General features: G+C 68.5%; 22 protein-coding genes. 6 read left to right on the top strand and 16 right to left on the bottom strand.

The features are described from left to right. Positions 1-48 precede the first annotated feature (48 nt). The 9 genes from AB1281_RS22485 to AB1281_RS22445 all read right to left on the bottom strand — a co-directional run bounded on the left by AB1281_RS22485 (position 49) and on the right by AB1281_RS22445 (position 7,933). Positions 49-1,701 (bottom strand): CsgG/HfaB family protein, encoded by a 1,653-nt coding sequence (locus AB1281_RS22485; RefSeq protein WP_430347097.1) that lies wholly within the window; start codon positions 1,699-1,701, stop codon positions 49-51. Between the two features lie 16 nt (positions 1,702-1,717). Beyond that, a complete protein-coding gene (locus tag AB1281_RS22480) occupies positions 1,718-2,404 on the bottom strand; it encodes a hypothetical protein (protein WP_014035819.1) in 687 nt (228 codons plus the stop codon). Between the two features lie 98 nt (positions 2,405-2,502). Continuing rightward, positions 2,503-3,603: a hypothetical protein gene (locus AB1281_RS22475; RefSeq protein ID WP_014035818.1), complete on the bottom strand. Its 1,101-nt coding sequence runs from the start codon at positions 3,601-3,603 to the stop codon at positions 2,503-2,505. After that, the gene (locus AB1281_RS22470) at positions 3,594-4,790 is read right to left on the bottom strand and encodes a hypothetical protein (protein ID WP_075675486.1); all 1,197 of its coding nucleotides are present in this window, start codon (positions 4,788-4,790) and stop codon (positions 3,594-3,596) included. The genes AB1281_RS22475 and AB1281_RS22470 overlap by 10 nt, the downstream gene beginning before the upstream one ends. 106 nt (positions 4,791-4,896) lie before the next feature. After that, the gene (locus AB1281_RS22465) at positions 4,897-6,159 is read right to left on the bottom strand and encodes an RNA polymerase sigma factor (protein ID WP_430347096.1); all 1,263 of its coding nucleotides are present in this window, start codon (positions 6,157-6,159) and stop codon (positions 4,897-4,899) included. 45 nt (positions 6,160-6,204) lie between these two features. After that, complete coding sequence (locus AB1281_RS22460; RefSeq protein ID WP_014645774.1) at positions 6,205-6,561, bottom strand: DUF1428 domain-containing protein; 357 nt, start codon at positions 6,559-6,561, stop codon at positions 6,205-6,207. Positions 6,562-6,584: 23 nt separating this feature from the next. Beyond that, entirely contained in the window at positions 6,585-6,995 is a 411-nt protein-coding gene (locus AB1281_RS22455) for a VOC family protein (protein WP_049398323.1), read from the bottom strand. A gap of 34 nt (positions 6,996-7,029) precedes the next feature. Beyond that, on the bottom strand, positions 7,030-7,452 hold the full coding sequence (locus tag AB1281_RS22450; protein ID WP_014035813.1) for a VOC family protein: 423 nt from the start codon (positions 7,450-7,452) through the stop codon (positions 7,030-7,032). Positions 7,453-7,519: 67 nt separating this feature from the next. After that, positions 7,520-7,933 carry a YciI family protein gene (locus tag AB1281_RS22445; protein ID WP_430347095.1) on the bottom strand — a complete coding sequence of 138 codons (414 nt, stop codon included), beginning with the start codon at positions 7,931-7,933 and terminating at the stop codon, positions 7,520-7,522. A 707-nt stretch (positions 7,934-8,640) separates the two neighbouring features. Here AB1281_RS22445 and AB1281_RS22440 point away from each other — a divergent pair. Further along, entirely contained in the window at positions 8,641-9,048 is a 408-nt protein-coding gene (locus AB1281_RS22440) for a YciI family protein (protein WP_005412102.1), read from the top strand. On the opposite strand, the gene AB1281_RS22435 is transcribed toward AB1281_RS22440, so the two are convergent. Further along, complete coding sequence (locus tag AB1281_RS22435) at positions 9,026-11,107, bottom strand: NHL repeat-containing protein (protein WP_430347094.1); 2,082 nt, start codon at positions 11,105-11,107, stop codon at positions 9,026-9,028. The genes AB1281_RS22440 and AB1281_RS22435 overlap by 23 nt on opposite strands. Before the next feature lie 160 nt (positions 11,108-11,267). Here AB1281_RS22435 and AB1281_RS22430 point away from each other — a divergent pair, with 160 nt between their 5' ends. Next, a complete protein-coding gene (locus tag AB1281_RS22430) occupies positions 11,268-12,788 on the top strand; it encodes a hypothetical protein (RefSeq protein ID WP_430347093.1) in 1,521 nt (506 codons plus the stop codon). 7 nt (positions 12,789-12,795) lie between these two features. Here the strand turns inward: AB1281_RS22430 and AB1281_RS22425 are convergent, their stop codons facing one another. Together AB1281_RS22425 and cycA are read right to left on the bottom strand one after the other, a co-directional pair. After that, positions 12,796-13,572: a lytic transglycosylase domain-containing protein gene (locus AB1281_RS22425; RefSeq protein ID WP_101764844.1), complete on the bottom strand. Its 777-nt coding sequence runs from the start codon at positions 13,570-13,572 to the stop codon at positions 12,796-12,798. A gap of 318 nt (positions 13,573-13,890) precedes the next feature. Beyond that, the gene (cycA, locus tag AB1281_RS22420) at positions 13,891-15,264 is read right to left on the bottom strand and encodes a D-serine/D-alanine/glycine transporter (protein ID WP_049444868.1); all 1,374 of its coding nucleotides are present in this window, start codon (positions 15,262-15,264) and stop codon (positions 13,891-13,893) included. 230 nt (positions 15,265-15,494) lie between these two features. On the opposite strand from cycA, the gene AB1281_RS22415 reads away from it, so the two are divergent. Beyond that, complete coding sequence (locus AB1281_RS22415) at positions 15,495-17,111, top strand: EAL domain-containing protein (protein ID WP_430347092.1); 1,617 nt, start codon at positions 15,495-15,497, stop codon at positions 17,109-17,111. A gap of 218 nt (positions 17,112-17,329) precedes the next feature. On the opposite strand, the gene AB1281_RS22410 is transcribed toward AB1281_RS22415, so the two are convergent. Then, on the bottom strand, positions 17,330-18,514 hold the full coding sequence (locus AB1281_RS22410; RefSeq protein ID WP_430347091.1) for an MFS transporter: 1,185 nt from the start codon (positions 18,512-18,514) through the stop codon (positions 17,330-17,332). Then, entirely contained in the window at positions 18,511-19,689 is a 1,179-nt protein-coding gene (locus AB1281_RS22405; RefSeq protein WP_430347090.1) for a serine hydrolase domain-containing protein, read from the bottom strand. The genes AB1281_RS22410 and AB1281_RS22405 overlap by 4 nt, the downstream gene beginning before the upstream one ends. Before the next feature lie 229 nt (positions 19,690-19,918). Here AB1281_RS22405 and AB1281_RS22400 point away from each other — a divergent pair, with 229 nt between their 5' ends. Then, positions 19,919-20,818 (top strand): LysR family transcriptional regulator, encoded by a 900-nt coding sequence (locus AB1281_RS22400; RefSeq protein ID WP_430347089.1) that lies wholly within the window; start codon positions 19,919-19,921, stop codon positions 20,816-20,818. A 340-nt stretch (positions 20,819-21,158) separates the two neighbouring features. Further along, positions 21,159-22,766 carry an ATP-binding cassette domain-containing protein gene (locus AB1281_RS22395; RefSeq protein WP_430347088.1) on the top strand — a complete coding sequence of 536 codons (1,608 nt, stop codon included), beginning with the start codon at positions 21,159-21,161 and terminating at the stop codon, positions 22,764-22,766. Positions 22,767-22,844: 78 nt separating this feature from the next. Here AB1281_RS22395 and AB1281_RS22390 read toward each other — a convergent pair whose 3' ends face one another. Next, positions 22,845-24,170, bottom strand: coding sequence for a GTP-binding protein (locus AB1281_RS22390; RefSeq protein ID WP_430347087.1), 1,326 nt, complete (start codon positions 24,168-24,170; stop codon positions 22,845-22,847). A 69-nt stretch (positions 24,171-24,239) separates the two neighbouring features. On the opposite strand from AB1281_RS22390, the gene AB1281_RS22385 reads away from it, so the two are divergent. Beyond that, positions 24,240-24,611 carry a MerC domain-containing protein gene (locus AB1281_RS22385; protein ID WP_014035801.1) on the top strand — a complete coding sequence of 124 codons (372 nt, stop codon included), beginning with the start codon at positions 24,240-24,242 and terminating at the stop codon, positions 24,609-24,611. Positions 24,612-24,688: 77 nt separating this feature from the next. Here the strand turns inward: AB1281_RS22385 and AB1281_RS22380 are convergent, their stop codons facing one another. Then, entirely contained in the window at positions 24,689-24,973 is a 285-nt protein-coding gene (locus AB1281_RS22380; RefSeq protein WP_075675501.1) for a metal-sensing transcriptional repressor, read from the bottom strand. Positions 24,974-24,980: the final 7 nt, after the last annotated feature.

The following is a 24,980-nucleotide window of genomic DNA, read 5'->3' as shown; positions in this document are numbered from 1 at the left end:
TCCCTGCGGGAAAGGTCTCTGACCCCATCGGTGTGTTGCTTGAGCCTGTTACCAGTTCGGGTCTTCGGCCGGGGCCGCGGCGGCCTTGGGCTTCGGCTTGGCCGCCGGGCGCGCGGCGGCCGCCGGTGCTGCCGAGGCCGTTGCGCCAGCAGCGGCGGCAGCCGGCTTGCTGCCCAGCTTCTGGCGCAGTTCGATCTGGCCCGGACGGAAGCCGCCGCGCATCGCATCAACACCGTCTTCGATGGTGCCGTACGAGGTCTGTGCAGCGACGCGGTCGATGCGGATGGTGCAGCACGGGTGTTCACTGCGGCCCAGCGAGCGGCCGGTCTGCGGGTCCTTCAGTTCCTCGCCCAGGCGCACGGCCTGCCAGCGCTGGCCGGCCTGCAGGGTTTCGCCCCCCTGGCTCAGCACCACCTGGTCACCGTCCACCGACACCACCGACACCGGGAACAGCGTGGTGACGATGGTGGTACCGATCTGGCCGGACAGCGATTCCATCATCGCCGCGGCCATGTTGCGGCCGTTGACCACGCGCGGCAGGGTGCTCGGGCCGGTCGAGGCCAGCTGGTGATCGAAGCTGTCGGACATCACCACCTGGCCGGTGGTGGCGTTGATCAAACGCAGGGTGATGCGGCCGCCACCGGAGTACGAGGTCACCTGGCGATCAGACATGCGCAGGTTGCGCACGCTGCGCGGGTACTCGAAGCGTTCGATGGTCGGGATCAGGATCAGGTCGGTCGCCAGCTGCTGGCCGACGCGTGCGGTGTCCTGCAGGCGTACGTTGCCGCTGTTGATGTGGTCGATCTCGGCCTGCAGTTCGTCGCCGAACTCGCGATCCAGCACGATGAAGCGCTGGGTCTGGGTCAGTGTGTCGGACAGGCGCGCGCGGATCGCATCGGCCACTTCATCTGCACTCACGCGGCCATCGCCCACGGCATAGCTGCCGGACTTGGTGCGCGGCAGCGCGACCACGATCTTCGGCTTGCCCTGCTCGTCCGGTGCGCGGTACTGGGCAATCTGTGCACGTACGCGTACCTTCCAGTAGCTGCGCATGCTGCGATGGGTCACGTCGGAGTCGAACGAGCTGGCGCCACGCTTGGCATCAACGTTGACCTTCTCGTCGTAGCTTTCCCTGACGCTGGCCGAGCCGCCGGCACCCTTGGCGGTGGCTTCGCCGGAAGCGCTGGCGGACGCCGACCCCTTGAAGCTCCAGCCTTCATCGCTGGCGCGCACGCGGGCGATGGTTTCCTCGTCCAGCTGCCGCACTTCGTCCTGCGACAGGATTTCATAGCCCAGCACCGCGCCCTGCGAGCCGGCGATCATCTGCTGGGTGAACGCGTCGGCGCGGATATCGCCGACGTGTTCGTCATCCACATCCACATGCAGGCCTGCACGCAGGCTCTGCATCTGGCTGGCCACGCGTACGCCGTTGACCTGCGCCACCGCCGACTGCAACGCCGCCAGCACCGCCAGTTCCGGGGTGCTGCCGATGCCGTCGGCCTCGCGCGCGACCTGGGTGGTGCCGCCGAAATCCGGCGTGCCACGCAGGGGCGCTGCTTCCACTGGCGCATTGCTGGCCAGTGCACTGGTTGCCTTGTCCTTGGCGGGTGCGGGCGCTTCGGCCGGGGTGTCCTGCTTGCCACAGGCTGCAAGCAGCGCGGCAGCCAGGCCCAGGCCGATCAAACGGGAGGTCGTACGCATGGGGATTCGCCTCGGATCAGTTCATCTTGTCCAGCTGGCCCAGCATCGAGTCGGCGTTGGACGGCACCTTGACCTTGCTCTTCTTGGCGAAGGTCACGGCCGACTTGGTCGAACCGTACAGGCCCTGGATGAAGCCCGGCGATTCCTTGGCCACCCATGCACCAGCGGCCAGCTTGCGGCCGACGGTCGCCATCTGGGTCGCGCCCAGGTTCTTCATGCCGGCGGTGAAGTTGCTGGCTTCGCCACCCAGCTTCTGCGCTTCGGCCGCCGAGGACAGCAGCGAGACCAGGCCTTCGGCGTAGTGCTGCTTGGATTCAGCGTTCAGCTCCGGCTGCGCGGCCTGGCGCTCGTCGATCGCGGCCTGGGCGGCTTCGCTGACCGACACCGACTTCTTCATCGCATCGACACTGACCGAACCCGACGACAGCGCCTGGCGCTCGGCTTCCAGCAGCTGCACCTGCTCGGCCAGGCCGAAGGCACGGGCGAACGAGGTCTGGGCCTGCAGCGAGTGCGACTGCGAGCTGACGAAACGACGCACCAGTGCTTCCTGCGCAGCTTCGTTCGGCGCGGCGGCGCTGGAAGTGCTGCTGGAGGAGCCGGTAGAGGCGCCCGTCAGGTCCTTCAGCTTGCCCAGGCCGGCGTGGGCCGGCATCGACAGGGTGGCGGCCGCGATGGCCAGGACAAGAGCGGTATTGCGGATCATGTGAGAGTCCTTTGGGAGAGACGGCCGCGGTGCGGCACGTGGGGAATCGGTAACCCCGGGCGATGCCGAGCGAGCTCGGCACCCACCGGGGGGGCGGATCAGCGGACCGCCTTGACGTTCAGTTCGTTGATCATCTGCTGGGCGGCCTTTTCGGCAGCCAGCTGCAGGGCATTGGTACGGGCCACGGTTTCATTCGGGCCGGTACCGGAGAACTGCACCGGGCCGACCGACGACACGGTGCGCGGGAAACGACCGGTCACGTCCAGCACCTTGCCGGTGACAGTGACGAACACGCGGGTGTTGCCGCTGGCCGGATCGCGGTCACGCATGCCGACGTCGAGGGTGCCGACGGCGATGTACGGGATGTTGGCCGCACGGATGCCGTTGGCGGTGTCGCGCAGGGTGGCCGGGGCCAGGTCGTTGCCGGTGCTGAAGTCCTTGCGGATGCGCTCGATGCTGAGCAGGCCGCGCGACTCGCCTTCCACGTATTCGGCTTCAACCACTTCGTAGCCGGCGGCGCTGAAGGCACCGGTCATCGCGGTGTTGACCTCGGCGGCGTTGGCCACCTTCCAGGTGATGTTGTCGGCGCGGGCGGTGGTGCTGCCGCCGCTGGTGACCGACACCGAACCGTTCTGGTTGATGCTGCCGTTGGTGCTGACCGAGTTGCCGCGGAAGCTGTCGCCTTCACGGGTGTTCTCGCTGTAGCTGCTGCTGGCGTCGACGCGGCGGTATTCCTTGTCCTGGAACGACTGCACGGTGTCCTGCGAGCGCGCCATGAACAGGAAGGTCAGCAGCGAGCGCTGCGCAGCGGTGGCACCGGCCACGGCCGAACCGGCGTCCAGCTTGGTCTGCAGCAGGGTGGTGTTGATCTCGGCGCGGACGGTGACGCTGTAGGTCTTGGCCTTCTTGTCTTCGGTGTCCGACAACTGCACCGCGCTGAGCACGTAGCGGTCGATCTCGCCGATGAACTCGGCGCGGCGTGCTTCGAACAGGCGCAGCTTGGCTGCACCGGTTTCGGCGATGTACGCCTCCAGGGCATTGACCTTGGCCTTGTTCAGGGCCTGGGCGCGGGTGTCGGCACTCAGGCGCAGGCCGTAGCTGGCCGAGCCGGTACCGCGCGAACTCGCGGTCTGCGCAGCGACCGGCGAGGCCACCACCAGCGCGATGAGGATGAGCAGGATGGTACGCATCAACGACATGACTTGATCAACTCCTGGAGGGCTTGGGTCTGCTGCTGCAACGGGCGGCCGCCCGGCTTCTGTTCGTCCAGCCAGGCGCGCGAGTCGGCACGCTTGGCGGCGGCGCCGGCGAAGGCGTCGAAGCCGGCCAGCAGGGTTTCGTAGCTGGCCGACCACTGGTCGACCTGCCACTGCGTGACCGGCACCACCTTGGTGGCCCCCTTGCGCAGCGGCTGTTCGAAATAGACCTTGCCCGAGAACGGCTCGGTCACCTTGGCGGTGAAGAAGGCGCCGAACAGCATCGTCTTCATTGCCGGGGTTTCCTCGATCACACCGTTCTTCAGTGCATCGACCTGCAGGTTGATGACGTAGTCGGGTTCGGGAATCTTCAGCTGGTAGACCTTGCCGTCGGCAAAGCGGGCGGCCATCGCACCACCGATCGCCTGGCCCGAGGCCGGCGGCAGCAGGCCGACGCCGGTGTTGGACGACAGCGTCTTGGACAGCTCATGGGCCAGGGTGGCGCGCAGCGGCGCATCCCACTTCGGGTCGGGCAGCTTGGCGCGCACCGCGTCGGACAGGGTCACCCCACCCACCTGCAGGCGACGCATGGCGGCGTCGGGCAGCCGCGCCTGCGCCAGGCTGGCCGCCAGTACCTGCGACAGGCTGGTATCGGCGCCGCCGTACAGCAGATCGGCGACGATCGCGTCGATATCGTCGTTGTCCGGACGGTAGTCCTGCACGTCGATGCGCTGCAGGGTGAGCGGATAGGAGGCGATCACCTGGCGCTCGCGGAAGTCGAAGAACAGCGCCTGCAGCGCCACTTCCACCAGCACCTTGTACTGGTCGCCGATCGGTTCGACCGAGACCAGCTCGCGATCCAGCGCAGCGGCCAGCACGGTGGCGCTGGTGGTGCCGTCGAGCATCGCCACCGGCTGGTCGATCAGCTCCAGGTGCGCCGGTGCACGGCGCTTGAGCGACTGCGCCAGCGTCTGGTTCAGCGGGACCAGGCCACGCCGTTCCAGCACCGCATGCGCATGCGGCGTGGTCGCCTGCACGGCGGCAGCGTCAGCGGTATAGGCAAAACCGGCCCAATAGGCCTGCTGCGATTTGTCCGCGGCCTGCACGGCCATCGGCCATACGGCCAGGCACAGGGCACAGGCAAGCAGGCGCGCAAAAGCGCGCGATGCGCTCTTCGTCCTTGAATACATCCAACCGCTCCTCGGTCAATACGCACGGGTCGCGGACGCTCATGCGTCCGCTGGGCGCGAAACATAGCCGCTCACGGGCCCGCCGACAAGTGCTGCCTTTGTCGATTCACTCCGTGGGGGGCAGGCCCGCCCGTTGCCGCAGCAGTCCGCGCTCGGCCTGGTTCTGGCTGAGCCGGGCGGCTTCGGCAAATGCATCGCGCGCGTCCTGCTCCCGTCCCAGTGCCTGCAGCAGCTCGCCGCGCACCACCTGCAGCGGCGCGTAGTCGCGCAGGCGCGGATCGACCAGCAGTGGCTGCAGCTGCGCCCACGCGGCGAAGGCACCATCGCTGCGCAGGATCGCCACCACCCGGTTCAATGCCACCACCGGCGAAGGTTGCACCTGCAGCAGCTGTGTATAGAGCGCAGCAATGCGCGGCCAATCGGTGGCGTCAGCGCGACGCGCAGCCGCATGGCAGGCCGCGATGCGTGCCTGCAGCACATAGGGGTCCTGGTCGCCACCGATGGCCAGCGCGCGCGCCAGCACCTGCTGCCCGCGGTCGATCTGCAGCCAATCCCAACGCGCGCGGTTCTGCTGGTCCAGCAGCACCGGTGCCCCCTGCGCATCCACGCGCGCCGCTGCGCGCGAGGCCTGCAGTTCCATCAACGCCAGCAGGCCCAGCACCGGCGGCACCGGCAACCGGTGCGCCAGGATGCGGGCCAGCCGCAGTGCTTCCTCGCACAGCGCCGGGCGCATCCAGTCATCACCGGCACTGGCCGCATAGCCTTCGTTGAACACGAGATAGATCGCCTCCAGCACCGAGGCCAGGCGCTCCGGCATTGCCTCCGCGCGTGGCACTTCATAGGGCACCTGCTTCTGCGCCAGGGTGCGCTTGGCGCGCACGATGCGCTGGGCGATGGTCGGCTCCGGCTGCAGGAACGCACGCGCGATCTCGATGGTGGTCAGGCCACCGAGCAGGCGCAGGGTGAGTGCCACGCGCGCATCGGCCGGCAGCACGGGATGGCAGGCCACGAACATCAGCCGCAGCAGGTCATCGCCCAGGTCATCCTCCAACGCCTTGCTGTCATCGGGTGCTGGCAGCGCCGCCGGATGCAGTTCCTCGCCCCATTGCGCGTGCTGCTGCGCCACCCGCTGGTGCTGGCGCAGCACATCGATGGCACGGTTGCGCGCGGTGGTCATCAGCCAGGCTCCGGGGTTGTCCGGGATGCCCTGCTCCGGCCAACGCTCCAGCGCGGCCAGCCAGGTGTCCTGGGCCAGTTCCTCGGCACGGCCGACATCGCCACCGAGCAGCCGCGCCAGGCGCGCGATCAGCACTGGCGACTCCATCCGCCAGAGGGTTTCCAGACGCTGCGTCAGTGCGGGCTCGAGCATGCGCCGATCACAGCACGCACGCCCGGCCCGCACAAGCGCCGCAGCTCACGCTTCAACAATCGGCTTGAAGCCGCCCCAGAACATGCGCCGGGTATCGAACGGCATGTCCTTCGGGCCCAGCGACGCCAGCCGCGGGTCAGCCATCACCTTTGCATTGATGCGATCGCGTGCCGCGCGCGAGCGGAACACCACGAAGGCGACGATCACCGTTTCGCCCGGCTTCGCCTTGACCGCGCGCGGGAACGAGGTGCTCTTGCCCGGTTCCACATCGTCGGCCACGCATTCCATGTACTGCAGCGCGCCATGGTCCTTCCACACCGCGCCAGCCTTGCGGGCAAGGCGGCGGTAGGCCGCCACCTTGTCCTGCGGGCACGGCAGCACGTAAGCATCCACGTAAGCCATGAGGGTTCTCCCTGCGGCGGCCGTCAGCCCGGCTCGCCGTCCATGTGTGCGATTTCCCAGAGGTGCCCATCCAGGTCCTGGAAGCCGCGCTGGTACATGAAGCCGTAGTCGCGCGCGGGCTGCGGTTCGCTGGCGCCGGCCGCCAGTGCCTTGTCCACCATCACGTCCACCGCCTTGCGGCTGTCGGCCGACAGGCAGGTGATCACCTCGGTCTGGCTGCGTGCATCGGCGATCGTCTTGGTGGTGAACTGCTTGAAGAACGGCTGGGTCAGCAGCATCACGAAGATGCTCTCGCTGATCACCATGCAGGCCGCATCGTCATTGGTGAAGGTCGGGTTGAAGCTGTAGCCCAACGCGGCGAAGAAGGCCTTGGATGCGTTCAGATCCTGCACGGGCAGGTTGACGAAGATCATCTGCGGTTGCGGTGCACTCATCGGTGAAGCTCCTTGTGGATGAAAAGAAGAGGGATCAGGGCTGCTTCATGCAGTTGACCATCCACGGCTTGCCGTAGCGGTCGATCAGCATGCCCCAGCGGTGTGCCCAGAACGTTTCGGCGATCGGCATCTGCACCTGGCCACCCTCGGCCAGCGCGGCGAACACGCGTTCGGCTTCTTCGATGCTGTCGACGTCGACATTGATGGTGGTCGAGCCACCCTCGCCGCCGCCGGGGCCGTCGGCCGCCATCACGATGGCGTTGCCGATCTCCAGCTGGCTGTGCGCAACGTGGTCCAGGGTCTGCGCCGGCATCTCGTTGCAGCCGGGCATGCCATCGGACGGCGGCATGTCGCGGTACTTCATTTCCGAGGTGACCTGGCCACCGAGTGCCTTGGCGTAGAACGCCATCGCGTCGTGGGCCTGGCCGCTGAAGCCGAGGAAGGGAATCAGTCTCATGGCAATACTCCGTGGTGTGGTTCAGGGCGGTAGCGCCGGGTCGAGCTCGGCAGGGAGATGAATCGGATCAACCTTCCAGCTGTGCACGCAGACGCTGTTCCTGCTGCTGTAATTCGGGGGTGAAGGCTTCGCCGAAGTCTTCAGCGGAGATCAAGGGACGCAGTTCGAGGGTGCCACCACTGCCGAACGGCGCACGGCTGGCCCATTCAACCGCCTCGTCCAGCGAGCGCACCTCCCACAGCCAGAAGCCGGCGATCTGTTCGCTGGCGGGCCCGAACGGACCGGCCTCGACCTTGGGTGCCGCGCCGCCGAAGTGAATGCGGCGGCCGCGCTGGGTGGCGTGCAGGCCTTCACCGGCCAGCATGATGCCGGCGGCCACGAGTTGTTCGTTGAAGGCGCCCATTTCGGACAATTCCTGTTCACTGGGCATGCGGCCGGCTTCGGATTCGGCGTTGGCCTTCACGATCACCATCACTTTCATTGCGGTCTCCCGTGGGGACGCGTGGTGCGTGCCCTTCACTGGGTACAACGAACCAGGGGGCTGGGAATCGACACGTCCTTTGAAAATTATTTCTTCCGCGGAAAGCGCGCCTTCGGCGGGCGTCGGCGAACGGCGGAGCCCCTCCGTGGTGGGGTGGGTTGGTCGCTGAAAGCTGGGTTTCTGAGGATGGGCCGGGCGGGTGGGATTGGCGGGGACGCCGTGAACCCGTCCATGGGGGCTTAGCCGCGGCATCCATGCCGCGGATACCCCGCCAACCCCACCCGCCCGGCCCCAGACAGATCTCTGCGGCTGACCCACCACGGGAAGATCAAGAAAAAAGGCAGAAGCAAAGGCAACAACAACGGCGGTTGGCTGGCGGCCTCGGCTTTGCGAGCGAAGCGACCCGCTTTTGCTCTTGCTTGTGATTTTCTGTGGTGGACGCCGCAGGAACCTGTCCAGGGCCGGGTGGGTAGGCGGGGCGGGGGTGTCCGCGGCATGGATGCCGCGGCCAAGCCCCCATGGATGGGTTTACGGCGTCCCCCGACCCGCCTACCCACCCGGCCAAGCCCAAGAATCACGCTGTAGCTCCACCACGGAGGGGCTCCGCCGTTCGCCGATCCCCGCCGAAGGCGCGCCTCCCGCGCTGCAACATGCCCACGCGCCATCCTGCGCCATCATGGGCACCCCACCCCCGCCAGGACCGTGCCATGCAGCAGTACCTGCTTCTGATCTACATCGAGCCTGCGCTGCTGCAGGCGCTGCCTACCGAAGAATTCAACGCGCTGATGCGCGACTGCCTCGCCCACGCCGACAAACTTCAGGCCGAAGGCACGCTGCTGGCCGCGCAGAAGCTGCAGCCGGTCGACACCGCGCAGACCCTGCGCGTGCGCGATGGCCACAGCCGCGTGCTCGATGGCCCGTTCGCCGAAACCCGCGAACTGCTGGCCGGCTTCAACCTGATCGTCGCCCGCGACCGCGACGAAGCCATGCGCATCGCCCGCGACTTCCCCTGGGCACGCTTCGGCAGCATCGAGGTGCGGCCGCTGGAAGACATGGACGCCGAGCGCGAACGCTGCGGCGCCCCGGCTGCGGCTATGGCAGCAGCCGTACTCTGATCTCGCGCGGCCCGACGCCCTCGTTGCCGCTGTAGTCGCGCACGCTGGCGCGCACGATGTACTCGCCCGGCGGCAGCGCCGCCGGCTGCCAGCGCCCGGTTTCCATCAGGCCATCACGCACGGTGTTGGTGGCCAGATAGCGGAAACGGGTCACCGCGCTGCCATGCACGGTGATGCCGCTGTCCGGTGCGTAGGCCACGCGCACCGCTTCCTTCTGCGGCGGCATGCGGTTGAACACGATGTTCCAGCGCGGCTGCTCGTAACCCTGCAGCGGCTGTCCGCCGGCATCGAGGATCTGGTAGCCCACCTGGTACATGCCCAGGCGGCGACGCGGCAGGTTGTTGTCGACCTGGTCCCAGGCCTCGATCACGATCTGCACACCGCGGCCTTGGCGCGCCACCATCACTACGCCGTCGCTGCCCGCCGCCATCGGCTGGTCGTTGTCGTCCAGCAGCGCCACATCGGTGATGCGCGGCGCGAAGTGGTCGGCGTAGTTGTGGAAGCCCAGCGCCACCGCGTTGGTCTCGAAACCGCCCGTACCCACCGCCAGATGCACGTGCGCCTGGTTGTTGATGCTGCCCAGGCGGTCACCGACGTGGATGCGCATGCCGCGGCGCACGCGCATCCGCTCCAGCTTGCCCTGCTCGTCATACAGCGCCTGCCAGCGCGCATCGAATGGCTGGTCGCGCGGGGTGCGGCCGACCCGCATGTGGATGTACTTGAGACGGTCCACGGCCAGGCCCTCGGCCTGCTCGCCCAGGTTCCAGGCCGCCACCGGACTGCTGATCTTGCCGTCGGCGATCGCCAGCACGGTCTGGCCCACATCACCGCGTACATCGAAGCCGCCGTGCAGGTGGTGGCGGCTCTCGCCGCTGAAGTTGCCACGCACTTCGCCCAGCGTGCCGACCACTTCGTGCCAGCCCTCCTGCGGTGCCAGCGGCCAACGGCCCCCGGTCTTCGGCAACGCGGCATCGGCGGCCGGGCCGACCAATGCCGGCGCCGGCAGGTCGCCCACCGGCAACGGGCGCAGGCGGTGCAGGCGGTAGCTGGCGGCGTCGGCCACCAGCACGCTGCCATCGGCATCCATCGCCAGGCCACTGGGGCGGGCCAGGCGCGGCAGGCGACCGTTGCCGACCAGCGCGATCTGGTGGCCCTGCGGCGTCACCTGCACGATGCGGCCATCGAGGTCACCCACGTACAGCACGCCGTCGTGCGTGGTGGCCAGTGACAGCGGCCCATTGATCACGCCACCGGCGGCGACCACGGTGCTGACCGTGCCATCGGCCCCCACCCGGCGCACCGCGTTGTTGAACAGGTCGGCCACCAGCAGCGCACCGTGTGCATCGAAGGCCAGCGCCACCGGCGTATCGAAACGCGCGGCGGTACCCACGCCATCGGCGAAGCCGGGTCGATCGCCACCGGCCAGGGTGCGCACGCTGCCATCGGTGCCGATCACCCGGATGCGATCGTTGAACGTATCGGCCACGTAGACCTGGCCCTGCGCGTCCACCGCGATGCCCATCGGCGCATCGAACCGCGCCTGCGCGGCGGGGCCATCGGCATGGCCCTGTTCGCCACCGGCCAGCGTGGTCACCTGGCCATCGGTGCCGATGCGGCGGATCGCGTGGTTGCCGGTGTCGGCCACGTACAGGTTGCCCTGCGCATCAGCAGCAATGCCCGAGGGGGTATTGAAACTGGCCTGCAGTGCCGGGCCATCAACGCGCCCCTCGCCCTGCCCGGCCACGGTTTCAACACGTCCATCGGGCAGGCGGCGACGGATGCGGTTGTTGTCGCCGGCATCGGTGAAGTAGATGCTGCCATCGGCACTGCGCAGCAGCGCGTAGGGGTCGGCGAAACGTGCCTGCGCGGATCCACCGTCCCGGTCACCGGGATGGCCGTCGCCGGCCAACGGCTCGATCTGTGCGGTCCAGGCCAATGGCGTGGGCGCCGGGCCCGCCGGCTCGGCCAGCGTGTGCAGCGGCGCCTCCCACCAGGTCGCTGCCAATGCCACCGCCGTTGCAGACGCCACCCCTGCCACCATCCATTGCCACCGTGCCATCGTGCTGCGCTGCTCCTGCCTGAAGAGGCACCGACAATAGACGGTGAAGCTGCGATCCGCCACGGCCAATCGTACGGGGAAACAGCAGAGTTCCATGCGCCATGCTTGTTCTCACTGGCTGCAGCAGGTTCAATGCGGTTCCCACGGATGGAGATCCTCCATGCCCCGCATCATCCCCCTCGCCGCCCTGCTGCTGGCGACACTAGCGAGCACACCGGCCACCGCCTCGATCACGGTGGCCCCGCAGAAGCCCTCCGCCACCGCCGATGCGGTGCATGCGGCGTACGCCACACGCTGGGACGAAGCGATCCAGCAGGCGCGCAGCGGCAATACGCTGGGCGCACTGATCAGCATGGAGCGGCTGATGGAGGATCCGCTGCTGGACGACTTCGATGCCGAGCATCGTGGCCGCGCCGCGCAGGTGGCCGGCTGGACCGCGCTGATGCAGAAGAAGCCGGACCAGGCCCGCCGCTACCTGCAGCGGGCGCAGGAGGCCCTGCCGGAGGATGCCCAGGTCCTGCTCACCCAGGTGTCGGTGGAACTGTCGGACAACCAGCCGGCCGCAGCCACCACGTTCCTGGTGAAGGCACTGCAGCATGCCGACGCACCGCTGCCGGTCGATCACCACGCCATCAACTACCTGCAGTACCGCCTGCGTGACCAGCCACAGCAGCGCATGGACCTGCTGCAGGCGCTGTTCGACAACGGCTGGAAGAGTGGCGGGCTGGAACCCACCGGGCTGTGGCTGGCGCTGGCCACGCTGCAGGCCGACAACGGGCGTGGCGACGGCATCCCAGCCACGCTGGCGCGCATCGACAGCCCGGCCGAGATCATCCGCCTGCGCAGCGACAAGCGCTTCGACCGTTATGTCGATCGCGGCGATGCGCGCTTCGATCCGGTGCAGGCGGCACAGCGCCACCTCGATCAACTGCGCGTCTCCGGCCTGCTCGACCGCGCACTGGATGCGCGCATGGCCGAGTTCAGCACCACCCTGCTGATGCTGGACCGCAACGAGGAAGTGCTGTCGTTGACCGAGGGCATGGCCGGTGCGGCTCGCAACGGCGAATCACCTTCCGCCGCGGAAGCGGAATGGGTTGCCTGGCTGCTCAACAGCCGGCTCACCGCGCTGCGCCGGCTGGGCCGCACCGATGAGGCGCTGGCCACCGCAAAGCAGGCCGCACGCATCGGCGCGCTCGGCCCGGATGGTGTCGAGCACCAGATGAATGTCGGGTTCGTGTTCAGTTCGCTGGGCCGCATGCAGGACGCTGCGCAGGCCGTGAATGACATGCCGGGCCTCGCCGGCTACGGCAAGGCCGCGCAGGCGCTGCTGCAGTTTGCCGCCGCCCGCGAGCGTGGCGATGCCAAGGCGCGCGATGCGGCGCGCGCGGTGATCCTGGCCCAGCGCGATGACGCCCGCCTGTTCCATCGCGAAATGCTGCTGGAGGAAGGCAACCTGGACGGTGCCGCCGCCGTGCTGATCGAACAGCTGCGCTCGCCGGTGGAACGCGGTGAAACCCTGGCCAGCCTGCAGGACATGCGCACCTATCCGTCACTGCCGGGCGACGTACGCATCGATGCCGCCTGGCGCGCACTCAAGCAGCGTGCGGATGTACAGGCCGAGGTGGCACGCGTCGGCCGCATCGAGCGCTACGACCTGGTCAGCACCTCCACCTCGCGCTGAGTGCCTGCTAGCGCGCCGGCACCTCGGTACGGATGCCCATCGCTTCACGGTAGCGCGCGTACAGGGCCATCACCTTGTCCACGTAGGCCAGGGTTTCGGCATAGGGCGGTACGCCCTTGTAGCGGGTGACCGCACCGATGCCCGCGTTGTAGGCGGCCGCCGCCAACGGACGGTCGCCGTTGTAGCGGCGCAACAGCGCGCGCATGTAGCGCGCGCCACCCTCGATCGACTGCTGCGGCGAGAACGGATCGCTTACCCCGTATTCCAGCGCGGTATCGGGCATCAGCTGCATCACCCCCTGCGCGCCCTTGCTGGATACCGCCAGCGCATCGAAATTGCTTTCGGCGTGGGCGATCGCACGCAACCACGCATCATCGACGCCGGTGGCCTTGGCCGCGGCCTTGAACTGCCTGGCGTGCTGCGCCAGCTGCGGCTTGCCGACCTTGCCCAACCCTTCATGCGCCGGCTCGCCGGGCGGCGTGGCCACGGTGAACTTCAGGAACACCCGCGAGCCGGGCAGGTTGCGCGTGGAGTAGACCAGCGCCCCGTCCTGTTCGCGCTCGTACAGCACACCGCTGAACACGCCCATGTTGCCCCACAGGTTCGGGGTCTGGATGGCGTTGTCGTCGATCTCCCTGGCGGTGCAGCGCGAGCCGGGTTCCGGGGCGGTGGCCAGGCTGACGGTGTTGCCCTGCACGCAGCGATAGACGGTGCGCGCGGCGGCCAGCCCGGGCCACAGGCTGGGCAGCAGCAACAGCGCAAGCAGGAGGGGGCGACGGGACATGGCGGCCGGATGATCCGGCGGCGCCCGCTAATGTTGGGTGAATGGGGGTCGGCAGGGCTGCGCCCTGCACCTGCAGAGGCAACGTCAACATCCAGAGCAGCGCTGGGCAGTTGAGGGTTGGTCGGGTGGGTGTGGCCCGGCAGGACACGCCGTGAACCCATCCATGGGGGCTCGATGGCGCCATCCATGGCGCCAACGGTCCTGCCGCGCCACACCCACCCGCCCTGGACAGTCTCCTGCGACGAGCAGTAGATCCACGCCATGCGTGGATGAAACGTCCGGAGACAATGGATCAATCGATGGAACGGAAACGCCGGGCTACTTCGCAGCCCTCCGCCGCACCCAATACCCCACGCCCAGCAGCACGAACCACGCGGGGCTGGCGATCAGCGCCTGGCGGGTGTCGCCCTGCAGGCTCAGCAGCACCAGCACGCCGGCGAAGAACACCAGGCAGGCCCAGCACATCGCAACGCCGCCGGGCATCTTGAAGATCGACGCGGCATGGCGCTCCGGGTAGCGGCGGCGATAGGCCATGTAGGCCACCAGGATCAGCGACCAGACGAAGATGAACAGCACCGTCGCCAGCGTCGTCACCAGGGTGAAGGCGGTCACCAGGTTGGGAATCAGGTAGATCAGCAACGTGCCGCCCAGCAGGCACAGGCATGAGAACAGCAGGCCGCGGGCCGGCACTGCGGCGCGCGACAGCTTCGACAGCCCGCGCGGGGCGTGGCCCTCTTCGGCCAGGCCGTACAGCATGCGGCTGGTGGAGAAGATGCCGCTGTTGGCCGAGGACGTGGCCGAGGTCAGCACCACGAAGTTGATCAGGCTGGCGGCGGCGGGAATGCCGGCCAGCACGAACAGCTGCACGAACGGGCTCTTGTCCGGCACCACCTGGCGCCACGGGGTGACGGCCATGATCGCGATCAGCGCCAGCACGTAGAAGATGATGATGCGCACCGGGATCGAATTGATCGCCTTGGGCAGGTTGCGCTCGGGGTCGGCGGTTTCGGCGGCGGTGGTGCCCACCAGTTCGATGCCGACGAAGGCGAACACCGCAATCTGGAAACCGGCGAAGAAGCCGACCAGCCCCATCGGGAACATGCCACCGTCATTCCACAGGTTCGACAGCGAGGCGGTGTGGCCGCTGGGCGAGGTGAAGCCCCACGCCACCAGCCCGGCGCCGGTGATGATCAGCGCGCAGATCGCCACGATCTTGATCAGCGCGAACCAGAATTCCATTTCGCCGAACAGCTTCACCGTCACCAGGTTCAACGCCAGCAGCAGCATCACGCAGGCCAGCGCCGGTTTCCAGGCTTCAAGCCCGGGGAACCAGAACTGCGCATAGGCGGCGATCGCGATCACGTCGGCAATGGCGGTGACGATCCAGCAGAACCAGTACGTCCATCCACAGAAGAACCCGGCCCACGGACCGAGCAGGTCGGTGGAGAAATCGATGAAGGATTTGTACTGCAGGTTGGACAGCAGCAGCTCGCCCATCGCGCGCATCACGAAGAACAGCATCGCGCCGATGATCAGGTAGACGAAGACGATGGACGGGCCGGCCAGGCTGATGGTCTTGCCCGACCCCATGAACAGGCCGGTGCCGATGGCACCGCCGATGGCGATCAGTTGCAGGTGGCGGTTCGACAGGCTGCGGCGCAGGTGCTCGGGGGGCGTTGCGGGCTCGGTCATGGGCGCGGGCTAAGGGGCGGGCGAAGCATCCGACGGTAGTCCTCCACGGCGCCGAGCGCCAGCGCCAGATGGACCTATTGCGTCAAAGTCAGCCGCTTTCACCACAATGTGACCGAATACCGTATTGATCCCATTCCGCCCGGCCCGGCGCCATGCTCAGATAGCCGCACCTGCCCAAGGACCGGCCCGACCATGCGCCCTGCCCCGCCCGCCCCGCTGGAGCCCCGGCCATGAGCCGGCTGCGCGTCATCATCGGAGGCACCGCGCTGGCGCTGCTGGCCGCCGCCGTACCGATCGCGGTCATGGCCTACGCCACCTGGGACCGCGCGATCAGCGTCGAGCAGCAGCGCCTGCGCGACATCGCCGACCGCACCCTGCGCCGCTCCGACCTGTCCTACCAGGAAGCACTGGCGGCGCTGAAATCGGCCGAGGCCGGCGCCTACGTGCCCTGCAGTCCGGAGCACGTGCGGCGCATGCAGACGCTGGTGATGACCACCCCGTCGATCGACCAGATGGGCTACTTCGAAGGCGGCAAGCTGCGCTGCACCTCGTGGGGACCGTTCCTGTCCGACGTGGATCAACCCACGCCGGACCACGTCACCAGCGATGGCGCCGGCATTGCGGTGGATGTGCGCCCTGAAAACAGCGGGCGGCGCCAGGTGCTGGCGATCCTGTATGGGTCCTACGACGCACTGGTGGACCCGCGCCGCTTCGTCGATGTCATTGCCGACCCGAACGTGCGGCTGGCCTTGGCCAGCCCGGATGGACGCCTGCTGGCCCAGCAGCCCGGGCTGGATCCGGAGCTGTTGCAGGCGCTGCTGCGCGACCCCGGCGAAGGCCTGGATCACAGCACGCTGTACGCCACCTCGCGCAACGAGGAATGGCTGGCCATCGCCACGACGCCACGCACCGCGCTGGCCGCGGCGTTCCGCCAGCAGGCGTGGCTGTACGTGCCGGTGGGCCTGCTGCTGGCCGCCGCCGGGGCCGGCCTGGTGATCTGGCTGTCGCGGCGCCGCCTGTCGCTGCGCGGTGAACTGGCCACCGCCATCCGCCGCCGCGAGCTGTACCTGCATTACCAGCCGATCATCGAGCTCGACACCGGCATCTGCGTCGGCGCCGAGGCGCTGGTGCGCTGGCAACGCCCGGATGGCACCCAGGTGCGGCCCGACCTGTTCATTCCGCTGGCCGAAGAGGCCGGCATGATCGCCGACGTCACCGACCTGGTGATCGAGAACGTGGTGCGCGACATGCGCGAGCTGCTGGTGGCCGACCGCAGCGCGCACATCGCGATCAACCTCGCCGCCGAAGACATCAGCAGCGGCCGCGCCCTGAAGATGATTTCCCGGCACATGGCCGGCAGCGGCATCCTGCCGCAGCAGATCTGGATGGAGGCCACCGAGCGCGGCTTCCTCGACCTGGACCGCGCGCGCACGATGCTGGCGCAGGCGCGCCGTACCGGGCACAGCGTGGCCATCGACGATTTCGGCGTCGGCTTCTCCAGCCTGCAATACCTGGAACAGCTGCCGCTGGATGCGCTGAAGATCGACAAGTCGTTCATCGATGCGATCGGGACCGAAAGCGCGACCAGCCCGGTCACGCCGCACATCATCGACATGGCCAAGGAGCTGGGCCTGTGGGTGGTGGCCGAGGGCGTGGAAACCGAAGCGCAGCTGGCCTACCTGCACAGCCGGCATGTGGAGTTCGGCCAGGGTTGGCTGTTCTCGCGGCCACTGCCCCGCGATGAGTTCGTCGCCTTCCACCACAAGCGGCAGCAGCAGTACGGCGCTGCACGCGAACACATGCAGAACCCGCGCAGCGTGCCGATCGAGCGTGAGGGGATCGAGTAGGACGGCCAACGGCAGAGCCCCTCGTGGTGGGTCGCGTACAGCTATCCCGGAGTTGGCCGGGGCGGTCGGGTTCCGACTGCGTCCCATCACGGAATCAACAGAAGTAAAGCAAAAGCAAACGCGGGTCGCTGCGCTCAGTAGTTCCACGCCATGCGTGGATGGCGTGGACCACGGTAGTGCCGGCCGCTGGCCGGCACCGCGTCACCGTTGATCGCCGCCTACGCCCACGCCTTCGGCCGTGCCAGCAGCCACGCCACGGTTACCGCCAGCAACAGCAACGGCAGCCATCCCAGCTGGCGTGTGCCGCTGGCCTGCAGCAGCACGCCGCCTGCCACGCCGCCGGCGGCAATGGCCAGGTTCCAGCCGGTCACCAGCATCGACTGTGCCAGGTCCGCGGCGGCACCCGCACGGCGTGCCAGTGCGGTCTGGAACAGCGTTGGCACCGCGCCGAACGCCACGCCCCACAGGATCGTCGCCAGCAGCAGCGCGCTCGCCGCACCCGGCCATACCAGCAACGTCAGTACCGGCACGATGAAGCCGATCACCGCCGCCCACACCAGCGCACGCAGGTGGCGATCCACGCCCCAGCCAGCAATCCCGATGCCGGCAATCGCCGCCACGCCAAACGCCAGCAGCAGCCGGTCCAGCCACGCACCGGCACCCGCATCGACCGCCAGCGGCTCGATGTAGGTGTACAGCACGTTGTGCGCCAGCACGTACAGCACCATCACCAGCAGCGTGCTGCGCACGCCGGGCATACGCCAGACCGTAGCCAGCGAGCTGCGCTGGCCGGCACCGGCCGCCGGCAGCGCCGGCAGTGTCCAGCGCGCGTATGCCAGCAGACCCACGCCCAGCACGCTCATCAATGCGAACGCCCAGCGCCAGCCGATCTGCTGGCCGAGCAGCGTACCGGCCGGCACCCCCAGTGACAGCGCCAACGGCGAACCCACCATCGCCACCGCGATGGCCCGCCCCTGCAACGACGGCACCACCATGCGCGCGGCGTAACCGGCCACCAGCGACCACAGCAGGCCACCGCTCACGCCGGCCAGGAAGCGCGCGGCGAGGATCAGCGCGTAACTGCTGCTCAGCGCGGTCAGCGTGTTGACCACCACGAAACCGGCAATGGCGGCCAGCAGCAACGGACGCCGCGGCAGGCGCTGGGTCAACGCGGTCATCGGCAGTGCGGCCATCACCGAACCCAGCGCATACACGCTCACCAGCTGGCCAACCGCCGCATCGCTCACGCCCAGGCTGTCGCCCATCGGACGCAGTACACCGGCCGGCAGGGTCTCGGTCAGCAGGGTGATGAAGCCACCACCGGCCAACGCCAGCAGGCCCGCCCATGGCAGACGCGTGGCCTCACCGGCCGGGCTGGCCGCATCAATGGCATGGCCACTCATCGCACGGTCTCCAGATCGGCGTACACCGCATCACGCAGCTCATCGACGAAGGCCCCATCCATGCCTTCGTACAGGGTGTTGGTCAGTGCCACCACGCTCAGCCCACGCGACGGGTCGACGAACCAGCTGTGACCATAGGCGCCGCCCCAGCGCCAGGTCCCTTCGCGCTGCGGTGTGCCACTGGCAGTGGCATCGCGCAGCAGCGCAAAGCCCAGCCCGAAGCCCCAGCCGGCCGGTTCCGGCGGCCCCTGCTCGCCCACCTGCGGGCTGGCCATCTCTGCCGCCAGCGCGGGCGGCAGCAGGCCGGAGCACTGCACATCACGCAGCGCCTCCAGCACCGACATCACTTCATCGGCGGTACCCACCAGGCCGGCGCCCGCCGAAGCGTACTGGCTGGCGTCGGTGGCACGCGCGAGGCTGTACTCGATGCCGACCGTACCTTCGAACGGCGCGACCACTTCGCCTTCGCGCAGGCGATGCGGCTGCGGGGTGTCGCTCACATAGGGCGTGGCCAGCCGCGCACCCTCGCGCGTGGCGAACGCGGTATCACGCAGGCCCAAGGGGGCGGCCAGCAAACGCTCGAACAGCACCTGCAGCGTTTCACCGGTCGCCGCTTCGGCAACCGCACCGGCCACATCCACGCCCAACGAGTACAGCCATTGGCTGCCCGGCTCGAACAGGAGCGGTGCCTGCGCGATGCGGCGTACGTTCTCGGCCAGGGAAAGCGTGTTCGCATCCAGGCCATCGCTGACCCCAGCGCGCGCATAGGGGCCCTCCGCATCGGCTTCCAGGAAGCGGTAGCCCAGCCCGCTGCTGTGGCTGAGCAGCTGGCGCAGGCTGATCGGCGGCATGCGGCCATCGGCCAGCGCCGGGCGGAACTCCGGCAACCAACGCTGCACCGGCGCATCGAGGTCGAGCACGCCCTCGGCCACCAGGCGCAGGATCACCGTGGTCAGCAGCGGCTTGCTGACCGATGCCAGCCGGAACAGCTGGTCGCGCTGCATCGGCAGGGCCGACTCGCGATCGGCCAGCCCGGTCGCGCTGGCATGGCGCAGCATGCCGTGCTCGCGCACCAGCACCACCGCACCGACCAGGCGCAGGGGGTGGACCTGCTGCAGCAGCCGCTGCACCAAGGGCAGCGTCGGTGCGGGTTCAAGGGAAAGAGCGGCATTCATCGCGGTGATCCGTGGGGAGAGGCCCGCCACGTTAGGCAGCACGGCTCGGCGCAAAAAGCCGGTTGCCGCTCCGGGCATCATGGACCGTGCAGTCCGCAATCGGCATCATGGCCGGAACTGCAAGGCCGCAACGGCCGGCGACCCCGCCCCGCACCACAGTGTTGCGGTGGCGGCGCCGCCCGCCGCGATCGCGCCCCCCTACCCTGCTGCTTTCATCGCCCGCACGCCCATGTCAGTCCTGGACAACCTCGCCAACCTGCAGACCTTCGTGCACGCCGCCGACACCCGCAGCTTCGTCGAGACCGGGCGCCTTCAGGGCATCTCCGCCTCGGCCGCCGGCAAGTGCGTTGCCCGGCTGGAGCATGCACTGGGCGTGCGCCTGTTCCATCGCAGCACGCGCAGCATCACCCTCACCGCCGAGGGCCAGCTGTTCCTGGCACGCTGCCGGCGCATCCTCGACGAGCGCGATGCCGCGCGCACCGAACTGGCGCAACCGCACGCTGCACCGAGCGGCACGCTGCGCATCGGCCTGCCGTTGGTGGGCGACCTCACCCTGCCGTTGATGGCCGAATTCATGGCCGCGTATCCGGACATCCGCCTTGACCTCGACTTCAGCGACCGGTTGGTCGATGTCATCGAGGAGGGTTTCGATGCGGTGCTGCGTGTTGGTGAACCCAGCGATTCGCGCATGAACGCACGTCGCCTGGGCGTGTTTCCACGCCGCATCGTCGCCTCGCCGGCGTACCTGCAGCGCCGCGGTACGCCACGCACACCCGCCGAACTGCTGCAGCACACGCTGCTGCACTACCGCTTCCCCAGCACCGGCAAGCTGGAACTGTGGCCGATCCACTGGCCCGATGAGGGAACCCCGCAGGAGCTGCCGGTGCACATGGTGGCCAACACCATCGAGGCGCGGGTGGCGCTGGCGCTGCGCCACGTCGGCCTGGCCTTCGTGCCGGTGCACTCGGTGCGCGATGCGCTGGCGGACGGCCGCTTGGTTACCGTGCTGGACGAACACGTGCATTCCTGCGGCATCTTCCACCTGCTGTGGCCCTCGGGCCGCCACGTACTGCCGAAGCTGCGGGTGTTCATCGATTTCGTCAGTGCCCGCCTTGAAACCGTGCCCTAGGCGCGATACCCCCATGCCCGGCCCACAGTAGATCCACGCCATGTGTGGATGCCCTTGTAGAGTCGAGCCATGCTCGACCTACCGGATGCCCGACCCACCACACCCGGCCCACAGTAGATCCACGCCATGCGTGGATGCCTTTGTAGCGTCGAGCCATGCTCGACTTGCCGGTTGCCCAGCCCACCACACCCGACCGTTCAGCCAGCCCCGCTATACTGCCCGCTCATTCCTCCAAGAGGCTCGCGACCAATGCGCCATTGATGCCGCCGTCTTCCCACCAGACGGCCTGACTCTTCCCGCCCCTGCGCGCAGGGGAGAACCCGGCATCCATGGAGGTCGCATGACCACACATTCCCTCACGCTCGATCGCGTGTCGTATCGGCTGGCCGACGGCCGCCCGCTGTTTTCCGATCTGTCGTTTTCCTTCGAACCGGTCGCCACCGGCCTGGTCGGTGCCAATGGCACCGGCAAAAGCGTGCTCGCACGCCTGCTGGCCGGCCACCTGCTGCCCGACAGCGGGCAGATACGCAGCAGCGGCCGCGTGTTCCTGTTGCCGACGCCCGGCTATCCCCCCACCGGCACCGTTGGCGAACTGGCCGGCGTCGGCGCGGAACTGGCCGCACTGCAACGCATCGAAGCCGGCAGCGTGGACGAGACCGACTTCGCCTGCGTCGGTGAACGTTGGGATCTGCGCGAGCGCCTGCAGCAGCAATGGCAGGCGCTACGGCTGCCCGGCGATCTCGATCCTGCCCAACCCGCCGCGCGCCTCAGTGGCGGCCAGGCCATGCAGGTGGCGTTGTCCGGCGCCTGGGCCAGCGGCGCCGATTGGCTGATCCTGGACGAGCCCAGCAACCACCTCGATGCCCGTCATCGCCAACAGTTGTACGAACACCTGCAGCAGTGGCGTGGCGGCCTGCTGGCAATCAGCCACGATCGCGAGCTGCTGGCGCACATGCAGCAGATCGTCGAACTCGACGCGCGCGGGCTGCATCGCTATGGCGGGCCGTGGCAGCACTACGCGGACACGCGTGCCGCCGAACGCGAAGCCGCTGCTGCACAGCTCGACCATGCACGCGCCCAGCACCGGCAGCAGCAACGCAGCGCACGCGAACAGCACGAGCGCCAGCAGCAACGCCAGGCACGCGGCAATCGCGATGCGAAGCAGGCCAACCAGGCGCCGATCCTGCTCGGCCGGCAGAAGCAGCGTGCCGAGGCCAGCCACGGCCGCGCGCAGCAGGTACAGGCCGAGCGCCTGCAGGCCAGCGCCGATCAGCTGCGCGTCGCAGCCTCGGCGGTTCATGCCACGCCGGAACTGGCGCTGTTTGCAGGCGACGGCGAACGCGGCAGCGCGCGTCTGCTGCAGGTGGACTCGCTGGTACTGCCGCATGGCTGCAGTGCGCCGTTGCAGCTGGAGATCCGTCGAGGGCAGCGCATCGCCGTGGTCGGTGACAACGGCAGTGGCAAGTCCACGCTGCTGCGCGTGCTGGCCGGCCAGCTGCCCGCACGCAGTGGCGCCGTGCAACGCCATGCACCGCTGGCGCTGCTCGACCAGCAGCTGCTGGGGTTGTCCGGCGAGTGCAGCATTCTCGACACCGTGCAGGCCGCCAACCCGGCGGCTGATACCGGTGAACTGCGCACACGGCTGGCCCTGCTCGGGCTGGACGCGCAGCGCATCCAGCGTGCAGCCCACAGCCTCAGCGATGGCGAACGGGTGAAAGGCGCCCTGGCCAGCGTGCTGTATGCCGACCCCGCACCGCAGCTGTTGCTGCTGGACGAGCCCGGCAACGCACTGGACCTGAGCGCGTTGCAGGCACTGGAAGAGCTGCTGGCGGCATGGCCGGGTGCCCTGGTGATGGTCAGCCACGACCAGCACCTGCTGCAGGCGTTGCAGCCGACGCAGGTGTTGCAGGTCACCGCCAACAGCTGGCAATGGCGCGACGCCTTGTAGATCCACGCCATGCGTGGATGGATGCATGGCGGGTAGTGCCGGCCGCTGGCCGGCAACCCTTGGATCCTCAATGCACCGTCACCGCTTCCACACCGGGAACGCCTGCGGCAGCTGATGCCACAGCAGCGGGCCGGCACGCAGCTCCTGTTCGTTGAGCAGGCAGGCATCCAGCTCCGCGCGCACCGCACGCTCATCCATGTGCACGCCGATCACCACCAGCTCCTGGCGGCGGTCGCCCCACAGCGGGTGCCACAGCCGCCGCATCGCCGAATGCGCGGCCGCATCCGGGAATTCTTCCAGGCCCGGCAACGGCGCGCTCCAGCAGTCGGCCTGCTGCCGTGCCCACCCCAGGTCGCTGTACGGCAGCGGCGTCGGTGGCAGCAACGGCGCGGTGTCCTCCAGCCCGGCGCGCACGCGATCGCGCGCGGCGTACCAGAATCCCGCCGCCTGCGTCCGCGTCGCGGCACCCACGCTGTTCAGCTCGCCCACCCAGTCCATGCGGTTGGCCAGCCAGAACCAGCCCTTGCTGCGGATCACGCCGGGCATGCCCGACTGCAGCGCGCGCGCGAAGCGCGCGGGATGGAACGGACGCCGCGAGCGGTAGACGAAACTGGCGATGCCGTATTCCTCGGTTTCCGGCGTGTGCTCGCCACGCAGTTCCTTCACCCAACCCGGCGCACGTTGCGCACGCTCGTAATCGAAGCGGCCGGTGTCCAGCAGCTCGGCCAGCGGCACATCACCGAAGCTGGACAGCAGCAGCTTTGCGTCGCGGTTCAAGCCACGCAGCACGGCCAGCGTGTCCTGCAGCACTTCGTCATCCACCTGGTCGATCTTGCTGACCACGATCACATCGGCGAACTCCACCTGCTCGCACAACAGGTCGACCACGCCGCGATCATCGTCCGGCCCGGCCTGCTGCCCGCGCTCGGCCAGGCGCAGCGTCGAACCGAAGTCGGCCAGGAACGCACTGCCATCCACCACCGTCACCATCGTGTCCAAGCGCGCGATGTCACTCAGGCTGAAGCCCTGCTCGTCGCGTACCGCGAAGGTGGCCGCCACCGGCATCGGCTCACCGATTCCGGTCGACTCGATCAGCAGGTAGTCGTAGCACCCGGCATCGGCCAGCCGCCGCACTTCCTGCAGCAGGTCGTCGCGCAGCGTGCAGCAGATGCAGCCATTGCTGAATTCCACCAGCGTCTCTTCGGTGCGGCGCAGTTCGGCGCCGCCTTCGCGCACCAGCTGCGCATCGATGTTGACCTCGCTCATGTCGTTGACGATGACCGCCACGCGCAGGCCCTCGCGATTGCGCAGGATCTGGTTGAGCAGGGTGGTCTTGCCGGCCCCGAGGAAGCCGGACAGCACGGTGACCGGAAGGCGACGGTCGGCGCGGGAAACAGTGTTCATGTCGGAGCGGGTTGGCTGCGGAACGGAAATGTTACTGTATAACAATTGTTGCGCAAGGAACCTCCCCCAATGAAGTCGCCTTCTGCCGCCCTGCTCGATGCTGGCGCGGTCGCCCTGTCCAGCCTGTGCCTGCTGCACTGCCTGGCGCTGCCGCTGCTTGCCGCCGCGCTGCCACTGCTTGGCACCTGGGCCGAAGCGGAATGGGTGCACCTGCTGTTCGTGGCCATCGCCCTGCCACTGACCGGCTACGCGCTGTGGCGGGCCGAGCGCCGTCACCCACTGCCCGTGCTGGCCTGGGCCACTGCCGGCGCCGGGCTCGGCCTGCTGCTGGCCGGCGCGCTGGCGCTGCCTTCGCACGACTGGGAAACGCCGATGACCGTCACCGGCAGCCTGCTGCTCGCCGCCACGCACATCTGGAACGCGCGGCACCGGCACGGGTAGTGCCGGCCGCTGGCCGGCAACCCCATGAACGCCGCACGCAACCTGCAGGTGCCGGCCAGCGGCCGGCACTACCCCTGCTATTTGCCGTAGCGGCGCAGCAATTCCACCAGCACCGCGGCCTCGTCCGCCCGCTGCTGCGGGTCTTCGGCGCCCACCACGTGTTCCTGCAGGTGCTCGTGCAGCAGCTCCATCAGCAGGCTGTGGGCGGCACCGCGCACGGCGGCAACCTGCACCAGCACGTCCGCACAGTCGCCGGCCTCACCCTCCGGCCTGTCCAGCGCCTGCTCCAACGCCGCCACCTGGCCGCCGATGCGGCGCACCCGGGTCAGCAGCTGCTTTCGATGCTTGTGTACATGAGCCATGGCCGGA

The organism is Stenotrophomonas sp. NRRL B-14846 (genome assembly GCF_050473585.1).
Lineage (GTDB): Bacteria > Pseudomonadota > Gammaproteobacteria > Xanthomonadales > Xanthomonadaceae > Stenotrophomonas.
Note: the sequence above shows the minus strand (reverse complement) of the source record. Positions and strands in the feature narration are given on the sequence as shown.